Consider the following 18623-nt stretch of genomic DNA (forward strand, 5'->3'; position numbering starts at 1 on the left):
CTCGCCGTACCCGGATCGGCCGGTTCCGCACGCGGGCCCGCACGGTGCCCGTTTACCGAAGATCCATTCCCCCTCTTTCGTGTAATGGCACGGGTACGCTCGGTGATGGAAGTGTTGTCCCCGCAGCTCGACGGACGATGGGGAGGACATTTTCATGTCGGTAGGCGAAGAGATCCGCGCGGACCAGGACCAGCCGCAGAAGAGTCTGGGCACCTCCGCGGCGCGGAACCTGGCCACCACCACCAAGTCCGCGCCGCAGATGCAGGAGATCAGCTCCCGGTGGCTGCTGCGCATGCTTCCGTGGGTGAACGTGCAGGGCGGCACGTACCGCGTGAACCGCAGGCTCAGCTACTCCGTGGGGGACGGCCGCGTCACATTCGTGAAGACCGGCGACCGCGTCCAGGTCATCCCGGCGGAGCTCGGCGAGCTGCCGGCCCTGCGCACCTACGCGGACCAGGACGTGCTGGGCGAACTGGCCCAGCGCTGCGAGCAGCGCGAGTTCGAGCCGGGCGACGTGCTCGCCTCCTTCGGCAGCCCGATCGACGAGGTGCTCCTGCTCGCGCACGGCAGGGTCGAGAAGGTCGGCACCGGACCGTACGGGGACGACGCGGTCCTCGGAGTCCTCGCCGACGGCGCCTACTTCGGCGACCAGGCGATCACCGATCCGGACGCCATCTGGGAGTACACGGCCCGCGCGGCGACCGCGTGCACGGTGCTCGCACTGCCCCGCGCGGACTTCGACCAGATCGGGGAGCGCTCGACCTCCCTGCGCGAGCACCTGACGCAGTTGCGCAGCATTCCCAAGCAGCGCACCAACAAGTACGGCGAGAAGGCGATCGACCTGTCGGCCGGTCACACCGGAGAGCCGGCCATCCCGGGGACGTACGTCGACTACGAGGCCGCGCCACGGGAGTACGAACTCAGCGTCGCCCAGACCGTGCTGCGTATCCACACGCGCGTGGCCGACCTCTACAACCAGCCGATGAACCAGACCGAGCAGCAGTTGCGGCTCACGGTGGAGGCGCTGAAGGAGCGCCAGGAGCACGAGCTCGTCAACAACCCCGAGTTCGGACTGCTCAGCAACTGCGAGTACGACCAGCGGATCCAGCCGCACGACGGCGTACCCGGCCCGGACGACCTGGACGAACTGCTCGCCAGGCGGCGCGGCACCAAACTGCTGCTGGCCCACCCCCGGGCGATCTCCGCGTTCGGCCGTGAGCTCAACAGGCGGGGGCTCGTTCCGGAGACCCTCGACGTGGCCGGCAACCGCATTCCCACCTGGCGCGGCGTGCCCCTCTTCCCGTGCAACAAGATCCCGGTCACGGAGGCCAGGACCACCTCGATCATCGCCATGCGCACGGGCGAGGCCGAGCAGGGGGTCGTCGGGCTGCACCAGACAGGCATCCCGGACGAGATCGAGCCGAGCCTGTCCGTGCGGTTCATGGGCATCAGCGAGCAGGCGATCATGTCGTACCTGGTGACGACGTACTACTCGGCCGCGGTCCTGGTGCCGGACGCACTCGGTGTCCTGGAGAACGTCGAGATCGGTCGCTGGTGATGACGCCCGGTACGGGGCGCGCCGTGTTCCCACCGGGCGGGACGGACCTCCGGGTGGGCTCATGACGGAGACGCGGCAGAGCCCGCTCCCGGCGGTCGAAGGGCCCGGACCGGAGCCGGGACCGGCCCCCGCCGAAAGGGACGATCCGCCCGACGCGCCGGAGGCGGCCGTGATCCTGGAGCGGGCCCGGACCTCGGTCGATCCCGGACTGCGCCGGGCCGTCGCATCGCTGCCCGCTTCGATACGCCGGGTCGCGCGCTACCACTTCGGATGGGAGCACGCGGACGGCACCCCGGCGGTGGGGAACGCCGGCAAGGCCATCCGGCCCGCGCTCGTGCTCGCCGCGGCCGCGGCGCTCGGCGGGCCCCGGACGTCGGCCGTGCGGGCCGCCGCCGCCGTGGAGCTGGTGCACAACTTCACGCTGCTGCACGACGACGTGATGGACCGGGACACCACGCGAAGACACCGGCCCACCGCGTGGGCGGTGTTCGGGGACGCCGACGCGATTCTTGCGGGGGACTCCCTGCAGGCACTGGCCCACCGGCTGCTCGCCGGCGATCCGCATCCGGCGTCGTCGGCGGCGGCGGTGAGGCTGGCGGACTGCGTCGTCGAACTCTGCGCGGGACAGCAGGCGGACACCGCGATGGAGCACCGGAGTCCCGACGACATCACGCTCGACGAGGTGCTCGCCACGGCCGAGGCCAAGACGGGCGCACTGCTGGGGTGCGCGTGCGCGCTGGGGGCGCTGTACGCGGGTGCGGACGACACGGACGTGGAGGCGCTCGACGCGTTCGGGCGGGAGGCCGGGCTGGCGTTCCAGTTCATCGACGACGTGATCGGTATCTGGGGGGACCCGAGGCGCACCGGCAAGCCGGCCGGGGCGGATCTGATCACCCGCAAGAAGTCCCTGCCGGTGGTCGCCGCGCTCACCTCCGGTACGCCGGCCGCGGCCGAACTCGCCGAGCTGTACCGGGGCCCCTACCAGGACGGCGATCTGGAACGCACGGTCCTCGCCGTCGAGCGGGCGGGCGGACGGGACTGGGCCCAGCAGCAGGCTGCCGACCGGATGGCACAGGCTCTGAGCCATCTGTTCCGCGCGGTCCCGGACCCGGAGGCGGCGGAGGGGCTGCTGTCGCTGGCGGAGTTCGTGACGCGCCGGAACATGTGAGAGCCGGAACGTGTGGGGGAGGAGGCCGCGGTACGGGAGCGGGCGGGGTGGGGCGGGCGGGCGGAGCGACACGGTGGCGGAGTGCGGGCGCGGACGGAGGGGACCGGTCGCGCGGTCCTGCGCCCGGGGAGGGCTTTCGACAAGCTGTTCGGAGCGGCCGGGCCGTGCGGTCCCGCTGTGATCGAGACGCCGGAGGTCTCCGGTTCGCGCGGCACCTGACGACGCGGCGAGGCGGAGGGTTCCGGTCACGGAGGGCCCCGCACACCCCCACGGTGTGCGGGGCCCGATCGGGCCCGGTGCCGGTCAGGTGTCCTCGGGCGGGACGATCGTGGCGACGATTCGTTCGATCAGACCGTGCGGCACGCTCACGCCCGGCAGCACGCCGTCCAGTACGTCCGGCAGGGTCAGGTGTTCGAGGATCAGGCCCAGCATGGCGACGTAGAGGACCGTCACCGTCTCGTCGCCGCCGGGCAGGCCCGCGCCGCGGTGGAACTCCATGCCCTGTTCCAGGTCGGCGCGGACGGTCTTGGTGTACGAGGCCCGCAGTTCGGGGCGGCGGGTGGCCTCCAGGCGCATTTCGAGAAGGGCGAGGTAGCCCGTACGGTCCCGCTGGGCGCGGGCCATGAGGTCGTGCATGAAAGCCGTGATCAGACGGCGGTCCCTCGGCGTCTCCAGGAGCCCGGCCGTGACCTCCGGGTCCGGGGCGAGCCGCTCGTGCAGACGGGCGTCGATCTGCCGGAGCAGGTCGTCACGACCGGTGAAGTAGTTCGAGGCGGTGCCCACCGGTACCCCGGCCGCACCGTCCACCGCACGGAAGGTCAGCCCGCGGGCCCCTTCGCGGGCCAGCACCTCCACTCCGGCGTCGACCAGGGCGGCCCGGCGCTGCGGATTGCTCGCCATCCGGAAACCTCTCTCCCCCATGGAGCCCGTACCGGAGATCTCCAGGAATCGCCTTGCGACCACTACAACTGAAGCACTATGAATGGAGTGGTTGGTCCAGCCTACGGAAAGAGTCCGGCTTGCGAAAGCTCACGTATTTCATCGCCTGCTCGATCGACGGCTTCATCGGGGGGCCGGACGGCGACGCGGCATCGATGGTCCGGTTCATGGACGAGGAGTTCCTCGAATTCCTCAAGACCGAGTACCCGGAGACGATGCCGACCCATGGCCGCAGCGCGATGGGTTTCGACGACCTGGAGAACCAGAAGTACGACACGATCGTCCAGGGCCGTGCCAGCTACGACCTGGCGCTGGAGGCGGGCGTCACCAGCCCCTACGCGCACCTGCGGGAGTACGTCGCCTCGCGCACGCTCGAGGAGTCGCCGGACCCGAACGTCGAGATCGTCGCCGACGACCTGGTGGGCAGGGTCCGCGAGCTCAAGGCGGAGGACGGCGACTTCGGCATCTACCTGTGCGGCGGCTCGCAGATCGCGGGCGAGCTGATCGACGAGATCGACGAACTCGTCATCAAGACGTATCCCATCGTGCTGGGCAGCGGTATGCCGATGTTCGGCTCCGGATTCGCGGTCACCGAGTTCTCCCTCGGTGAGGTGCGTACGTTCGGGAACGGGGTGGTCGTGCGCACGTACGGCAGAAAGCGCTGAGCGCGGCGCCGCCGCTCGCCTGTCGGCCCGGCCCGTCCCGCAATATCGTGGAGTCATGGCCAGTGATGAGTCCCTCTGTCCGGTCTGCGAGCAGTCCGTGGACACGGTCGTCCGTCGGCACAAGACCTTCGGTGTCTTCGTGCCCGTGTGGGGCCCCGGCCCCTGCCGCAACCCCCGGTGCGCGAGTTACGAGGCGGGGGCGGAGACCGGGAGGCCCGACGAGGCCGAGCCCGTGCTCACGGCCTCCGAGGCGGAGCCCGTGCTGTTGGCCGAGCCCCGGCCGCCCGAGGAACCGCGGGCGAACACGGAGCGGGGTCTCTGAGCACGACCCGCCCGGCTCCTTCGAAGAGACACCGTTATGCTGCTTCCGCCTGAGGGGGAGCTGGCGGAAGCCCCGTCGGTGTGCCCGTGACAGCGTGCCCGTACAGGGCTCCGTCGAGCGCGCCGGGGAGTCGCCGGGGTTCGTGCGGAAAAAACTTTTCGCCTGTGTGTAGAGAACCGCGGACCTGTTCCGACGTCCCCTGTGAAAGCCGCCCACCACGGGCGGCCCGAACCGAAGGAGCGGTCCCGTGAAGTACCTCGTGATGATCCAGGGCAGCCAGGCGGACTACGAGGCGCAGGCAGGCAAGGGCTCCGCCGGCGCGCCCGCCTGGACCGAGCAGGACATCCAGGCCATGTACGCGCACATGAGCGCGATCAACGACGACCTCGCCGAGACCGGCGAGATGGTCGAGGGCAACGGTCTGACCGACCCGGCCCGGTCGCGACACGTGGAGCTGGGCCCGGACGGGAAGCCCGTGATCACCGACGGGCCGTACGGCGAGACCAAGGAGGTGCTCGCCGGTTACTGGGTGCTGGACTGCGACAGCCTGGAGCGGGTCACGGAGATCGCCGCGCGGGTCCTGCAGTGCCCCGCCCCCGAGGGCACGAAGCAGTATCCGGTGATCATCCGGCCGATCCTCGACCGCAGCGGCGAGGTGTGAGCCGTCCTCCGGGACGCTCTTCGGACCGCGTGAACGAGATCGAGGGCCTGCTGCGCCGGCACGCGCCGCAGGTCCTCGGCGCGCTCGTGCGGCGGTACGGGCACTTCGACTCCGCCGAGGACGCCGTACAGGAGGCGCTGCTCGCGGCGGCCGGACAGTGGCCCGCGAGCGGGGTGCCGGACAACCCGCGCGGCTGGTTGATCAAGGTCGCCTCGCGGCGGCTCACGGACGTGCTGCGCAGTGAGGAGGCCCGGCGGACGAGGGAGGAGCGGGTGATGGCGCTCACCCCGCGTGACGCGTTCACGGCGCCGCCACCGGGACTCGACCGGGCCCCGTCCGAGGACGACACGCTCACCCTGCTCTTCCTCTGCTGCCACCCCGACCTCACCCCGCCCGCGCGGATCGCACTCACGCTCCGCGCGGTGGGCGGTCTGACGACCGCCGAGATCGCCCGCGCGCACCTCGTGCCCGAGGCGACGATGGCCCAGCGGATCAGCCGGGCCAAGCAGAAGGTCACGGGCGTGCGCTTCGGGCGTCCCGAGAACTGGGAGGCACGGCTGCCCGCGGTCCTGCACGTCCTGTACCTGATCTTCAACGAGGGGTACACGGCCACGTCCGGGACGGCGCTCCAGCGGGCCGAACTGGCGGGTGAGGCCATCCGGCTGACCCGCAGGGCACATCGGCTGCTGCCCGGCACGCACGAGGTGACCGGTCTGCTGGCGCTGATGCTGCTCACCGACGCCCGGCGGGCCGCGCGGACCGGGCCGCACGGCGAGCTGGTACCGCTGGACGAGCAGGACCGGACGCTGTGGGACAAGGCGGCGATCGAGGAGGGTGTGGCGCTGGTGACGTACGCCCTGACCCGACGGCGGCCGGGCCCTCACCAGGGGCCGGGCCCGTACCAGCTGAGAGCCGCGATCGCCGCCGTCCACGACGAGGCCGCCTCGTCCGCCGACACCGACTGGCCGCAGATCCTCGGCCTCTACGACCTCCTGGTGCGGCTCGTGCCCGGCCCCGTGGAACGTCTCAACCGCGCGGTGGCCGTCGCGATGGTCCACGGGCCGAAAGCGGGCCTCGACGAACTCGTCCCCCTGGAAGACGAGTTGGCGACGGGCCACCGTCTCGACGCGGTCCGCGGCCACCTCCTGGAACGCGCCGGTGACACCGGAGGGGCCCGCGCCGCCTACGAGTCGGCGGCCGGCAAGACCCTCAGCCTCCCGGAACAGCACTACCTACGGACCCGTGCCGCCCGACTGAGGTCCTAGAGGGGGGCCACCCCGGAAGCTCTGCCCCTATGCCTTGCGCTGGGTGAAGCGCAGCAGGTTGCCCGCGGGGTCGCGGACCGCGCAGTCGCGGACTCCGTACGGCTGGTCCATCGGTTCCTGGAGGATGTCGGCGTCCGCGGCGAGCAGTCGCTCGTACGTCGCGTCGCAGTCCTCCGTGGTGAAGATGACACCGCGGAGCAGCCCTTTGGCCAGCAGTTCGGCCACGGCCTGCCGGTCCGTCTCCGCGGCGTTCGGATCGGCCAGCGGCGGCTCCAGGACGATCTCCACGTCCGGTTGCAGCGGAGGACCGACGCTGACCCAGCGCATGCCCTCGAAACCGACGTCGTTGCGGACCTCCAGGCCCAGCACGTCGCGGTAGAAGGCGAGTGCCCGGTCGTGGTCGTCGACCGAGATGAAGCACTGCGAGATTTTGAGGTCCATGACCTCACGCTAGAGGCTTCGCCGCGGGGCGGCGCACCGGTCGCGTGTACATCCTCGCCACGCACGCCGGGATCGCCGCACCCGGCTCGTGCGACCGGGCCCGGTACGCGCTCGGCGTCTCCCCGACCAGCTCCGTGAAGCGCGAACTGAACGAACCGAGCGATGCGCAACCCACCGCGAAGCAGACCTCCGTGACGCTCAGGTCGCCGCGTCTCAGCAGCGCCTTCGCGCGCTCGATGCGGCGTGTCATGAGATACCCGTACGGTGTCTCGCCGAAGGCGGCCCGGAAGCTGCGCTGGAAGTGACCCGGCGACATCAGCGCCGTGCGCGCGAGCATGGGCACGTCCAGCGGCTCGGCGTACTCGCGGTCCATGCGGTCGCGGGCCTTGCGCAGCCGGACCAGGTCCTCCGTGGTCATGCCGTCAGCATCCCACGGCCCACCGACAGAGCCCTGGGCCACGGCAAGGGGACGCCGGCGGTCGTTCAGCCGTCATCCGCCGGCGTCAGGCGTCGTCGTTGGCGTCGGCGATCGGGCGCTGACGCGGGAAAGGCGGACAGCCGGACGGGTTCTCGACGATCAGGGCGGCCAGGTCGGCCAGTTTCATGCGGTGCGAGCGGGCGTGGCCGCGCAGCCGGTCGAACGCCTCCTGGAGCTCGCAGTCGAAACGTTCGGCCAGGATGCCCTTGGCCTGCTCGATGACGATCCGGGTGTTCAGGGCGTTCTGCAGTTGATCGGCCCGGACCAGCGCGTCGCGCAGCACGTCGCGATGGGACAGGCCGACGGCCGTGGCGTCGGCCAGGAGCTGGGCCCAGCGGATGCCCGACAGTTCCAGCTGCCCGTGCCGGTGGTACAGCGCGAGCGCGCCCAGGGTGCGGTCCTGGCCGGCCAGGGGCAGAGCCGTGACGGCGGTGAACCCCTCGCTCACGGCGCGCCCCGTGAAGCGGGGCCAGCGGGTCCGGCCGCGCGGGTCGCCCAGCGGAACGTCCGCCAGGAGCCGCATGTCGCGCGAGACGTCCAGGGAGGGTCCCTCCCGTAACTCGGCCTGCAGACGCCCCAGCCGACGGGCCCGGTCGTCGGAACCGGCCGAGTGCCCGGGCAGTCCCGACGGACCGAGGAGATTGCAGGAGGCCGCCGCCACACCGGGCACGAGGGCGGTGACGTGTGCGAGTCGTCGCAGCAGACGCTCCTCGTCCTCACCCCGGGCCGGTGCGGCGACGAGGACGAGCAGGTTCGCGGCCACTTCTTGCGCCCAGGCGGAATCAAGCGGTTCGGTGTTCATCACGTGTGTCCTGACGGCTGGGTGGAGAGGCCGGGACGGAACGAACGGCCCCGGACGCCCGGGTGTCGCTCCCGGGTGGAAGGGCCGTCGCTGTCCGTTGTCCGTTCCGCCCCAGCCAAGCACAAGGCGCCATGACGCGACTACCGTGAGTCGATACCGGTGATGTCTTCCGGCCGAGTCCCTCGTGCACCCCGTGTACGCGTCCGTCGCTCACGCGGGTCGCGCACCGGTCGCCGCCGGGCGCTCCGCAGCGGGCCGGCACGGACGGATGCCGCGTCGGCCGCGGCAGTTGGGGCAGCCGTGGCGACTGTGACAGCCGTGGTGACCGCGGCGGACGAGCGGACACCCGGCACGAGGTGCAACCGAATGCGGCCGGTGGCCGGAAGAGTCAGCACGGCCGAAACCAGTACGGCCGTAACCGTACGGTCGGTATCGAACACACGCCGGACTCAGCACGCGCCGGCTCCGGCACGCGCGTGTGGGCGGGTGACGGCACTCCCCGGGGGCGCGCGGTGGGCGATACTGGCGGGATCAGGCCGCTGGCTCAGCGGCGGGCGGAGGTGGAGCCGATGTGGCCCGATGACCACGACGGCGAGAACGAACTGCCCGGCCGCCCGCAACCGCCCGCCGAGGAGGACCACCGCCGGGCCGCCGAGGCATTCTCGTCCCTGATCGCGTCCGTCCAGGTGCAGCGGGCACCCGAACTGCTCTGCCGGGCCTGCGTGGACCTGCTCCCGATCAGCGGCGCCTCGGTCTCGATCAGCGGGAGCAGAACGGCCCGGGCGCTGTGGTGCGCCAGCGACGACACGGCGGCACGCCTCGCCGAAGCCCAGTACACGCTGGGCCACGGCCCTTGCCAGAGCGCCCTCGACCTGGCCGTCCCGGCGCTCGCCCCGGACCTCACCGGCGGGCCGGACGCCCGCCGCTGGCCCGTCTTCGCCCTCCAGGCCGTGGACCTGGGGGCCCGGGCGGTCTTCGCGCTGCCGCTCGGCACCGGAGCCTCGACACTCGGCACCCTCGACCTCTACCGCGACAGTCCCGGGCCGCTGTCCGCGGGGGAGCTGCGGATCGCGCTGTCGGCACGGGACGCGGTCACCTTCGCCGTACTGAGCATCGAAGCGGCGTTCGACAGGGCCGATCCGACGGGCAGGGCGGAGGTGGAGTCGTGGGTCGACGCGGCCCAGGCCGACCGCGTCGAGGTCCATCAGGCCATCGGCATGGTCATGGTCCAACTCGGCGTCCATCCGGAACACGCGCTGGACCGGCTGCGGGCGCGCGCCTTCACGCAGGGGCGCACGGTCACCGAGGTGGCGCGGGAGGTCCTGGCCCGGACGCTGTGCTTCCGGCAGACGGACGACGACCAGGCGAGGGACCGGAGCAGGCCCGGGGACGAGGGCGGCGGCGACCGGTCATGACCGGGACGAGCGGCACGCCGGAACCGGCGACACCGCCGTCACGGCGGCCACCGTCCCCGGCGGCCGCCGTCGGGACGACGAGAGGCACGCCCGCCGAGCGCGGCGTCACGGGCCGCACGGCGGCGGCACACGGGCCGTACGCGGCACACGGGCCGTACGCCGGTACACGGCGACGGCGCACGGGCCGTACGGCCGACCCGACCCCGTACGTGCCGCGGAGACCCTGCCCGCCCACGGCCGTCGCGACGGCGACCGGCTCACCACGACCGGTCGGGCGCCGGTCCACCGCGCCGGCCCCGCCGCTCGCGGTCCTGCTCGCCGCGCTGTCGCGGGCGCGACCCGTCCGAACCGTTCCGTCCTCCCCGGAGCCGCGCAGCGGAACGGCCGCACCCGGACCGCTCGGGACGCCGTGTTCGGCGGCCTGCGGGCCGGATGCGGCCGGGGTGACGCTGCGACCGGTACGGGTACCGGTGAACGCAGGCGACGCGGGATCAGGCCTTCTTCGTCTCCCAGAAGATCTTGTCGATCTGGGCGATGTAGTCCAGGGCCTTCTGACCCGTGGCCGGGTCGGACGAGGCCTTCGCGGCCGAGAGGGCCTTGAGGGTGTCGTTGACCAGCTGGTGCAGTTCCGGGTACTTCTCGAAGTGCGGCGGCTTGAAGTAGTCGCTCCACAGCACCGAGACGTGGTGCTTGGCGAGTTCGGCGCGCTGCTCCTTGATGATGGTGGCGCGGGTCTGGAAGTGCGCGTCGTCGTTGGCGGCCATCTTCTCCTGGACGGCCTTCACCGACTCCGCCTCGATGCGGGCCTGGGCAGGGTCGTACACACCGCAGGGCAGGTCGCAGTGGGCGCTGACCTTGACCTTGGGGGCAAACAGGCGGGAAAGCATGGAGCTGTCCTTCCTCGTGATCGTCTTCTCAGGTGGGACATTACTCCGTGAGGGACGGGTTTTCGCGAGTGCCCCCATGGGCTTAGGACAAAAGTCCGGGGTGGGACCGGGACTCGTGGAGGATAGGACCGGGGAGGTGCCGGTGATGCCGGAGCTGTCGCAGGGGACCGAGCGCGAGAGGGGCGTCCTGCCCTTCGGGACCGCCGAGGTGACGGGACCGTCCATGGTGCCCACACTGCGGCACGGGGATCTGCTCCTCGTGCAGTACGGGGCCAGGGTCGGGCCCGGTGACGTCGTCGTCCTGCGCCATCCGTTCCAGCAGGACCTGCTGGTCGTCAAGCGCGCGGCCGAGCGGCGCGAGGGCGGCTGGTGGGTGCTCGGCGACAACGCGTACGCCGGCGGGGACAGCACCGACTACGGAACCGTTCCCGAGGAACTCGTCCTCGGGAAGGTGCGGTTCCGCTACCGGCCTCCGGCGAAGGGTCAGCGCTCGCCGTTCGCGCTCGCGCGCTGGGCGCTGTCGGCCGCCCGGCCGGTGCTCCGCGACCGGTCCGCCTCCAGGCGCTTGCGGGCACGGTAGGCGGCGACGTTCGCCCGGGTCGCGCAGCGGTCCGAGCAGTAGCGCCGGGAGCGGTTCGTCGAGGTGTCGAGATAGGCGTTGCGGCACGGCGCGGCCTCGCACAGGCCGAGGCGGTCCACCCCGTACTCGGTGAGGTGGAAGGCGAGGCCCATCGCGGCGATCGCCGCGTACCCCGCGGTCGCGTTCGACGGGTGGTCCGCCAGGTGCATGTGCCACAGCGGGCGGCCGTCGTCGTCCCGGAAGTCGTGGCCCGAGATCTGCGGGCTGACCGGGAACTCCAGCAGCAGGGAGTTCAGCAGGTCCACGGCGAGCGTCTCGTCGCCGCCGTCCGCCGCGTCGAAGACCGCGCGCAGCCGGGCCCGCACCCCGCGGAAGCGGGTCACGTCCGAGTCCGTGGCGCGGCGGGCCGCCGACGAGTTGCCCCCGAAGAGGTCACGGATGGCCTCGACCGAGGTGAGCGCGTCCTTGCCCCGGGCCGGTTCCTCGCTGTTGACGAGACGGACGGCATAATCCGAGTAATAGGCCAGTTCCACTTGTAGTCCTTACGAGGGCGCTCTATGGTCTTGGTGCGGACACGTAATGGCTAATGGTGCCTCCAGGGTATTACATGCTGGCTGGTGCACGGTGGAGGAAGAGGAGTTCTCATGACGACCGCTCTCGGGTCCGACTGGCACGCGTGGCAGGAGAGCTGGGACCGGCAGCAGGAGTGGTACATGCCGGACCGCGAGGAGCGCTTCCGGATCATGCTCGACATGGTCGAGGCCCTGGTGGGCCCCGAACCCCGCGTCCTGGACCTCGCGTGCGGTACGGGAAGTATCACGGCCAGGCTCCTCGAAAGGTTCCCGAAGGCGGTCAGTACCGGTGTCGACCTCGACCCGGCGCTCCTGACCATCGCGGAGGGCACTTTCGCGGGCGACGACCGGGTCGCGTTCGTCACGGCGGACCTCACGGATCCCGGCTGGCCCGCCCTGCTGCCGTACGGCTCCTACGACGCCGTCCTCACGGCGACCGCCCTCCACTGGCTGCACCGCGAACCCCTCGAGGTCCTCTACGGCCAGGTCGCCGGACTCGTCCGCGACGGCGGGGTGTTCCTGAACGCGGACCACATGGTCGACGAGACGACTCCCCGGATCAACGCGGCCGACCGGGTCCAGCGGCACGCGCGCATGGACGGGGCGAAGAGCGCGGGTGCGCTGGACTGGGCCGAGTGGTGGCGGCTCGCCGCGGCGGATCCGGTGCTCGCCGGACCGACGGCCCGGCGCTTCGAGATCTACGGGGAGCACGCGGAGGGGGACACCCCGTCCGCCGAGTGGCACGCCCGTACCCTGCGCGCGGCCGGCTTCGCCGAGGCCCGCGAGGTCTGGCGCTCCCCGTCGGACGCCCTGGTCCTGGCCCTGAGATAACGGCCTGTTGCTCGCCCCCCGCCGCCCCTTCCCGTCCCGACCCCAGGGGCTGCGCCCCCGGACCCCCGTTGCGCGGTTCCCCGCGCCCCTGGCTACCCAGGGGCGCGGGGAACCGCGCGATCAGCCCCCACCGGGCCCGCGGGCGAGCGACGACCCGGTGCCGGTCGGAGGCTCCGGAAGCTAGAGCACCTTCGACAGGAACGACTGCGTCCGCTCGTGCTGCGGATTCGTCAGCACGTCCCGCGGGTGACCGGACTCGACCACCACACCCTCGTCCATGAAGACCAGCGAATCGCCGACCTCCCGGGCGAAGCCCATCTCGTGCGTGACGACGACCATCGTCATGCCCGACTCGGCGAGGTCGCGCATGACGTCCAGGACGTCACCGACCAGCTCCGGGTCGAGCGCGGAGGTCGGCTCGTCGAACAGCATCAGCTTCGGTTCCATCGCCAGCGCCCGTGCGATGGCGACCCGCTGCTGCTGTCCGCCGGAGAGCTGCGACGGGTAGTTGCCCGCCTTGTCGGCGAGGCCGACCCGCTCCAGGAGCTGCGCCGCCCGCTCCCGCGCCTGGGTCCTGCCGATGCCCTTGACCTGGACCGGCGCCTCCATGACGTTCTCGAGCGCCGTCATGTGCGGGAACAGGTTGAAGCGCTGGAACACCATGCCGATGTCCCGCCGCTTCAGCGCGACCTCGCTGTCCTTGAGCTCGTACAGCTTGTCGCCCTTCTGGCGGTAGCCGACCAGCTCCCCGTCCACGTACAGCCGCCCGGCGCTGACCTTCTCCAGGTGGTTGATGCACCGAAGGAACGTCGACTTGCCGGAACCGGACGGGCCGATCAGGCAGAAGACCTCGCTGGGCCTCACTTCCAGGTCGATGCCCTTGAGGACCTCGACCGGGCCGAAGGACTTGTGGACGCCCTCGGCCTTCACCATCGGCGCACCGGAGTCCACCCTGGTCACGTTGGCGGTCATGCGTTTGCTCCTGTGCCCGAGCGGTTGGACAGTGACAGCATGTTCGCCCTGATCCTCTGGAACGGGGTGTCCGGCAGCGAACGGCTCGAACCACGGGCGTAGTACCGCTCGATGTAGTACTGCCCGACGCTGAGCACGGAGGTCAGGACCAGGTACCAGGCGGCGGCCAGGAAGTACATCTCCACCGGTGCGCCCGACGACTGCCCGATGTCCTGGGCGTACCGGAACAGTTCGGCGAACTGGACCACCGACACCAGCGAGGTCGTCTTCAGCATGTTGATGACCTCGTTGCCCGTGGGGGGCACGATCACGCGCATCGCCTGCGGGATCACGATCCGCCGCAGGGTCTTGCCGTGGCTCATGCCCAGGGCGTGCGAGGCCTCGGTCTGGCCCTCGTCGACCGACAGCAGACCCGCGCGGCAGATCTCCGCCATGTACGCGGCCTCGTTCAGGCCGAGCCCGAGGAGCGCCGTCAGCAGCGGCGTCATGAAGCTCGACCAGTAGTCCTTGTAGATCGGGCCGAGGTTGATGTACTCGAAGACCAGGCCCAGGTTGAACCAGACGACGAGCTGCACCAGGACCGGGGTGCCGCGGAAGAACCAGATGTAGAACCACGCGATCGACGAGGTCACCGGGTTCTTCGACAGGCGCATCACCGCGAGGAGGATGCCGCCCACGATGCCGATCACCATCGACAGGACGGTCAGGAGCATCGTCTGGCCGACGCCCTTGAGGATCCGGTCGTCGAAGAAGTAGTCCGGTACGGCACCCCAGTTGATCTTGCCCTGGGCGAACGCGTAGATGATCGACACGAAGAGTGCGATCGCGACGACGGCCGAGACGTACCGCCCGTAGTGGCGGACCGGGATGGCCTTGATGGCCTCCGGTCCGCCCGGGGGAACGCGCTCGGGGCCGGCCGTCTTGTCGATGTCAGCAGTCACGGATGTTGCCTTTCGGTGCCGCAGGCCGCGCGGTCACTTGCCGCCGTTGATGGTGGCTTCCTTGACGGCGCCGGCCTCGACGCCCCACTTCGCGATGATCTTGTCGTACTCGCCGTTCTCGATGATCGCGTCGAGCGCGGCCTTCAGGGCGTCCCGCAGCTCGGTGTTCGACTTGGCGACCGCGATGCCGTACGGAGCGGCCTCGACCTGCTCACCGACGATCTCGAAGTCCTTGCCGCCCCCGGAGGTCTTCGCCGCGTACGCCGCGACCGGGAAGTCGGAGGAGCCGGCGTCGGCGCCGCCGGCCCGCAGGCGGGTCTGGGCCTGCTGGTCGTTGTCGAACGCCTCGATGGAGAGCTTCTCGCCCGCCGGACACTTCTTGGCCTGGGCCTTGGCCAGGTCGTTGGAGACGGTGTTGCGCTGCACCACGACCTTCTTGCCGCACAGGTCGTCCCAGGTCTTGATCCCCTGGTCGTCGCCCTGCTTGGTGTAGATCGAGACACCGGCGGTGAAGTAGTCGATGAAGTCGACGCCCTCGCCGACCTTCTTGCCCGTGTCGGCGTCGACGCCCTCCTGGCGGTCCTTGGTGTCCGTCATCGCCGACATCGCGATGTCGTACCGCTTGGAGCGCAGGCCGGTGAGCAGGGTGTCGAACGTGCCGTTCTCGAACTCGAACTTCACACCGAGCTGCTTGCCCATCGCGTCGGCGAGGTCGGGGTCGATGCCGACCGTCTTGCCGGAGTCGTCCTTGAACTCGACCGGCGCGTACGCGATGTCCGAGCCGACCTTGACGACGCCCTTGTCGCGGACCGCCGCGGGCAGCTTGTCGGCCAGCGGCGCCGCGCCGCCGTCCGCGGTGCCCGAGCTGCTGCTGTTGTCCTTGTCCTTGGTCTGGTCACCGCAGCCGGTGAGCAGCAGGGCGCCTGCGACCGCGACCGCACCGACCGCGGCTATCCGGGACTGCGCGGTGGTCGTGCGACGGGTGGAGCGTGCGGTCATGGTGGGTTCCTCCGGCGGGTGGGTGGAGTTGCCGATGGGCCGGCAGTAGCCGATGGGTCGACGAGAACACACACCTTCGGGTGTCGCGACCTCGTGTGATTAGGGCATCTTGCCATTCGGACTCACGCCTTCAGGGTGCCCGCCATGTCAAAATCGGATAACGGGTGACCTCTGAACCGGACCGGTCCGATCCGGCCCGGCCGGACCTTGTGCGGAAAACCTCCGAAGGTGCCGGAAGATCTCCGGTGCGGGCCGTGGTGCGGACGATCAGTTCCCGACACTTCGGACAGTATGCACCTTATGTGTTATTTATGGCGAAAAGTAATTCCTGAACCCATTCGGTCATGAGTCATGTCACCGGTATGTGACCTTCGCTATCCGGTATACGAGCCCGGTTCCCGCATCGCGCGGCCCGCGGCCGATGATGTGTGACCTTCGCGCCATCGACTCGTCCGCGGTGCGGTCCGTCCGGTAAGAAGGTTCCTCACACCCCTCATCCGGGGCTCAGGGCGCGTGTGCGGCGTGCCCGTCGCGCACGTCCCGTACGCCACAGTCATCAGGGACGCGCGCGGTGCCCGCCCGCTCCTCACCCGGAGCGGCGACCCTCAATCGTGCAAAGACCTAAGGGGTACAACAAAGTGGCAGCGGAGATCGTCAATCCTCGCAGCGACAGCAGTACGGAGCGGGACGGCGGGGCCGAGCCCCTCCATTCCTTCGATCCGGCGTTCGCGCTGCACCGTGGCGGCAAGATGGCCGTGCAGGCCACCGTGCCCGTCCGCGACAAGGACGACCTGTCCCTGGCGTACACGCCCGGCGTCGCGAAGGTCTGCACGGCCATCGCGGAGCAGCCGGAACTCGTCCACGACTACACATGGAAGTCGTCCGTGGTCGCCGTCGTGACGGACGGGACCGCCGTCCTCGGACTCGGCGACATCGGACCCGAGGCATCGCTCCCCGTCATGGAGGGCAAGGCGATCCTGTTCAAGCAGTTCGGCGGGGTCGATGCCGTGCCGATCGCGCTGGACTGCACCGGCGTCGACGAGATCGTCGAGACCGTCGCGCGGCTCGCACCGTCCTTCGGCGGCGTGAACCTGGAGGACATCTCGGCGCCCCGGTGCTTCGAGATCGAGCGCCGGCTGCAGGAGCGGCTGGACATCCCCGTCTTCCACGACGACCAGCACGGGACGGCCGTCGTCACGCTGGCGGCCCTGCGGAACGCCGCGCGGCTGACCGGGCGCTCGCTCGGGCAGCTGCGGGCCGTGATCTCGGGCGCGGGCGCGGCCGGGGTGGCCATCGCCAAGTTCCTGCTGGAGGCCGGGCTCGGGGACGTCGCCGTCGCGGACCGCAAGGGCATCGTGTCGGCCGACCGGGACGACCTGACCCCGGTCAAGCGGGAACTCGCCGTCATGACCAACAAGGCCGGGCTGTCCGGCTCGCTGGAGACCGCGCTCGCCGGTGCCGACGTCTTCATCGGCGTGTCCGGCGGTACGGTGCCGGAGCCGGCCGTGGCCTCCATGGCCGAGGGTGCGTTCGTGTTCGCCATGGCCAACCCGAACCCCGAAGTGCACCCGGACGTCGCGCACAAGTACGCGGCGGTCGTCGCCACGGGGCGGTCGGACTACCCGAACCAGATCAACAACGTGCTGGCCTTCCCCGGGATCTTCGCGGGGGCGTTGCAGGTGCGGGCCTCGCGGATCACCGAGGGGATGAAGATCGCGGCGGCCGAGGCGCTGGCCGCGGTCGTCGGGGACGACCTCGCGGCGGACTATGTGATTCCGTCGCCGTTCGACGAGCGGGTCGCCCCGGCGGTCACGGCGGCGGTCGCCGCGGCGGCCCGCGCCGAGGGCGTGGCCCGGCGTTAGCCTGCACGGCTGCACGGCTGCACGGCTGCACGGCCGTGGGCTGTGTGGCTGCGGGTGCGTTGTGGTCCCCGGTCCCCGGCCTTCGGCCGGGAGGTGCCTCGGGCTCGGGGGTTCCCCGCCTCTGGAAGAGGGGCGGGGGAAGCGCGCGAGCAGTCCGAGGTGCCTCCGGGGCCGTCCCGGCCCACCCCGTACGCGGCCGGCCGCACCCTCCTCCCCCAGGGGCGCGTGTCACAGAGTCGTCCGTCACAGAGCCGTCCGGTTCCGTCGGGGGCGGGTGCCCCCCTAGGGTCGGGGCATGTTCGCTGCCTACGCCGCCCGTATCGACCGTGACCGGCCCCTGCGTGGACTCGAGTTGGGCGAGCGCCCCGCTCCCGGGCCCCGCCCCGGCTGGACGACCGTGAACGTCAGGGCCGCCTCCCTGAACCACCACGACCTCTGGTCGCTGCGCGGAGTCGGCCTCGCCGAGGACAAACTGCCGATGATCCTCGGCTGCGACGCCGCCGGTGTCGACGAGGACGGCAACGAGGTCGTCCTGCACTCCGTCATCGGCCAGACGGGTCACGGTGTCGGCCCGGAGGAGCCACGCTCCATCCTCACCGAGCGCTACCAGGGGACCTTCGCCGAACAGGTCTCCGTGCCCACGTGGAACGTCCTGCCCAAGCCCGCGGAGCTCTCCTTCGAGGAGGCCGCCTGTCTGCCCACCGCCTGGCTGACCGCGTACCGGATGCTCTTCACCAACGCCGGCGTACGACCCGGTGACTCGGTTCTCGTGCAGGGCGCCGGAGGGGGTGTCGCCACGGCCGCGATCGTGCTGGGCAAGGCCGCGGGACTACGGGTCTTCGCCAGCAGCCGGAACGAGGCGAAGCGCAAGCGGGCCCTCGAACTGGGTGCCGTCGAGGCCGTCGAGCCGGGCGCCCGACTGCCGCAGCGCGTGGACACGGTCATCGAGACGGTCGGCGCCGCCACCTGGTCCCACTCGGTCAAGTCCCTCAAGCCGGGCGGCACCCTGGTCATCTCGGGTGCCACGAGCGGCGACAACCCTTCGCACGCCGAGCTGACCCGCATCTTCTTCCTCGAACTCAAGGTCGTCGGCTCCACGATGGGCTCCAAGGACGAACTCGAGGACCTGCTCTCCTTCTGCGCGACGACCGGTGTCCGGCCCGTCATCGACGAAGTGCTCCCGCTGGACCGGGCCCGCGAGGGCTTCGCGCGCATGGAATCCGGCGAACTCTTCGGCAAGGTCGTCCTGACCGCCTCCTGATCAC

At 70.9% G+C, this 18623-nt stretch carries 20 protein-coding genes; 11 read left to right on the plus strand and 9 right to left on the minus strand.

What is annotated here, in order from left to right; translation table 11 throughout:
• Positions 1-154 precede the first annotated feature (154 nt).
• Both KM933_RS01840 and KM933_RS01845 read left to right on the plus strand, forming a co-directional pair.
• Complete coding sequence (locus tag KM933_RS01840; RefSeq protein WP_221347978.1) at positions 155-1558, plus strand: family 2B encapsulin nanocompartment shell protein; 1404 nt, start codon at positions 155-157, stop codon at positions 1556-1558.
• A gap of 61 nt (positions 1559-1619) precedes the next feature.
• Entirely contained in the window at positions 1620-2726 is a 1107-nt protein-coding gene (locus KM933_RS01845; protein WP_221347979.1) for a family 2 encapsulin nanocompartment cargo protein polyprenyl transferase, read from the plus strand.
• A 303-nt stretch (positions 2727-3029) separates the two neighbouring features.
• On the opposite strand, the gene KM933_RS01850 is transcribed toward KM933_RS01845, so the two are convergent.
• Positions 3030-3626 (minus strand): TetR/AcrR family transcriptional regulator, encoded by a 597-nt coding sequence (locus tag KM933_RS01850; protein WP_221347980.1) that lies wholly within the window; start codon positions 3624-3626, stop codon positions 3030-3032.
• A gap of 119 nt (positions 3627-3745) precedes the next feature.
• Here KM933_RS01850 and KM933_RS01855 point away from each other — a divergent pair, with 119 nt between their 5' ends.
• The 4 genes from KM933_RS01855 to KM933_RS01870 all read left to right on the plus strand — a co-directional run bounded on the left by KM933_RS01855 (position 3746) and on the right by KM933_RS01870 (position 6578).
• Positions 3746-4330 (plus strand): dihydrofolate reductase family protein, encoded by a 585-nt coding sequence (locus KM933_RS01855; RefSeq protein WP_221347981.1) that lies wholly within the window; start codon positions 3746-3748, stop codon positions 4328-4330.
• A gap of 55 nt (positions 4331-4385) precedes the next feature.
• Positions 4386-4652: a hypothetical protein gene (locus tag KM933_RS01860; RefSeq protein WP_221348129.1), complete on the plus strand. Its 267-nt coding sequence runs from the start codon at positions 4386-4388 to the stop codon at positions 4650-4652.
• A 247-nt stretch (positions 4653-4899) separates the two neighbouring features.
• Positions 4900-5313, plus strand: a complete 414-nt coding sequence (locus KM933_RS01865) for a YciI family protein (RefSeq protein WP_221347982.1) — start codon at positions 4900-4902, stop codon at positions 5311-5313.
• Between the two features lie 29 nt (positions 5314-5342).
• Positions 5343-6578 (plus strand): RNA polymerase sigma factor, encoded by a 1236-nt coding sequence (locus KM933_RS01870; RefSeq protein ID WP_221347983.1) that lies wholly within the window; start codon positions 5343-5345, stop codon positions 6576-6578.
• A gap of 27 nt (positions 6579-6605) precedes the next feature.
• Here the strand turns inward: KM933_RS01870 and KM933_RS01875 are convergent, their stop codons facing one another.
• From KM933_RS01875 to KM933_RS01885, 3 genes are all read right to left on the minus strand, one after another.
• Positions 6606-7019 (minus strand): VOC family protein, encoded by a 414-nt coding sequence (locus tag KM933_RS01875; RefSeq protein ID WP_221347984.1) that lies wholly within the window; start codon positions 7017-7019, stop codon positions 6606-6608.
• Between the two features lie 4 nt (positions 7020-7023).
• The gene (locus KM933_RS01880; RefSeq protein WP_221347985.1) at positions 7024-7437 is read right to left on the minus strand and encodes a helix-turn-helix transcriptional regulator; all 414 of its coding nucleotides are present in this window, start codon (positions 7435-7437) and stop codon (positions 7024-7026) included.
• A gap of 85 nt (positions 7438-7522) precedes the next feature.
• Complete coding sequence (locus tag KM933_RS01885) at positions 7523-8299, minus strand: ANTAR domain-containing protein (RefSeq protein ID WP_221347986.1); 777 nt, start codon at positions 8297-8299, stop codon at positions 7523-7525.
• A gap of 569 nt (positions 8300-8868) precedes the next feature.
• On the opposite strand from KM933_RS01885, the gene KM933_RS01890 reads away from it, so the two are divergent.
• A complete protein-coding gene (locus KM933_RS01890; protein WP_221347987.1) occupies positions 8869-9714 on the plus strand; it encodes a GAF and ANTAR domain-containing protein in 846 nt (281 codons plus the stop codon).
• Positions 9715-10205: 491 nt separating this feature from the next.
• Here KM933_RS01890 and sodN read toward each other — a convergent pair whose 3' ends face one another.
• Entirely contained in the window at positions 10206-10601 is a 396-nt protein-coding gene (gene sodN, locus KM933_RS01895; RefSeq protein ID WP_221347988.1) for a superoxide dismutase, Ni, read from the minus strand.
• A gap of 145 nt (positions 10602-10746) precedes the next feature.
• Between sodN and sodX the strand changes: the two genes are divergently transcribed.
• Entirely contained in the window at positions 10747-11181 is a 435-nt protein-coding gene (gene sodX / locus KM933_RS01900) for a nickel-type superoxide dismutase maturation protease (RefSeq protein WP_221347989.1), read from the plus strand.
• On the opposite strand, the gene KM933_RS01905 is transcribed toward sodX, so the two are convergent.
• Complete coding sequence (locus KM933_RS01905; RefSeq protein WP_221347990.1) at positions 11085-11714, minus strand: CGNR zinc finger domain-containing protein; 630 nt, start codon at positions 11712-11714, stop codon at positions 11085-11087. The genes sodX and KM933_RS01905 overlap by 97 nt on opposite strands.
• 111 nt (positions 11715-11825) lie before the next feature.
• On the opposite strand from KM933_RS01905, the gene KM933_RS01910 reads away from it, so the two are divergent.
• Entirely contained in the window at positions 11826-12584 is a 759-nt protein-coding gene (locus KM933_RS01910; protein ID WP_221347991.1) for a class I SAM-dependent methyltransferase, read from the plus strand.
• A 180-nt stretch (positions 12585-12764) separates the two neighbouring features.
• Here KM933_RS01910 and KM933_RS01915 read toward each other — a convergent pair whose 3' ends face one another.
• Genes KM933_RS01915 through KM933_RS01925 form a run of 3 tightly spaced genes read right to left on the minus strand, consistent with a single transcriptional unit; the run spans position 12765 to position 15496 of the window.
• On the minus strand, positions 12765-13556 hold the full coding sequence (locus KM933_RS01915) for an amino acid ABC transporter ATP-binding protein (protein WP_308013216.1): 792 nt from the start codon (positions 13554-13556) through the stop codon (positions 12765-12767).
• Entirely contained in the window at positions 13553-14497 is a 945-nt protein-coding gene (locus KM933_RS01920; protein ID WP_221347992.1) for an amino acid ABC transporter permease, read from the minus strand. The genes KM933_RS01915 and KM933_RS01920 overlap by 4 nt, the downstream gene beginning before the upstream one ends.
• Positions 14498-14530: 33 nt before the next feature.
• Entirely contained in the window at positions 14531-15496 is a 966-nt protein-coding gene (locus KM933_RS01925; protein ID WP_221347993.1) for an ABC transporter substrate-binding protein, read from the minus strand.
• 638 nt (positions 15497-16134) lie between these two features.
• On the opposite strand from KM933_RS01925, the gene KM933_RS01930 reads away from it, so the two are divergent.
• Complete coding sequence (locus tag KM933_RS01930) at positions 16135-17358, plus strand: NAD(P)-dependent malic enzyme (protein ID WP_221347994.1); 1224 nt, start codon at positions 16135-16137, stop codon at positions 17356-17358.
• A gap of 295 nt (positions 17359-17653) precedes the next feature.
• Positions 17654-18619 carry a zinc-binding dehydrogenase gene (locus tag KM933_RS01935; protein ID WP_221347995.1) on the plus strand — a complete coding sequence of 322 codons (966 nt, stop codon included), beginning with the start codon at positions 17654-17656 and terminating at the stop codon, positions 18617-18619.
• Positions 18620-18623: the final 4 nt, after the last annotated feature.

The sequence above is a fragment of the Streptomyces beigongshangae genome (assembly GCF_019710745.1).
In the GTDB taxonomy this organism is placed as follows: domain Bacteria; phylum Actinomycetota; class Actinomycetes; order Streptomycetales; family Streptomycetaceae; genus Streptomyces; species Streptomyces beigongshangae.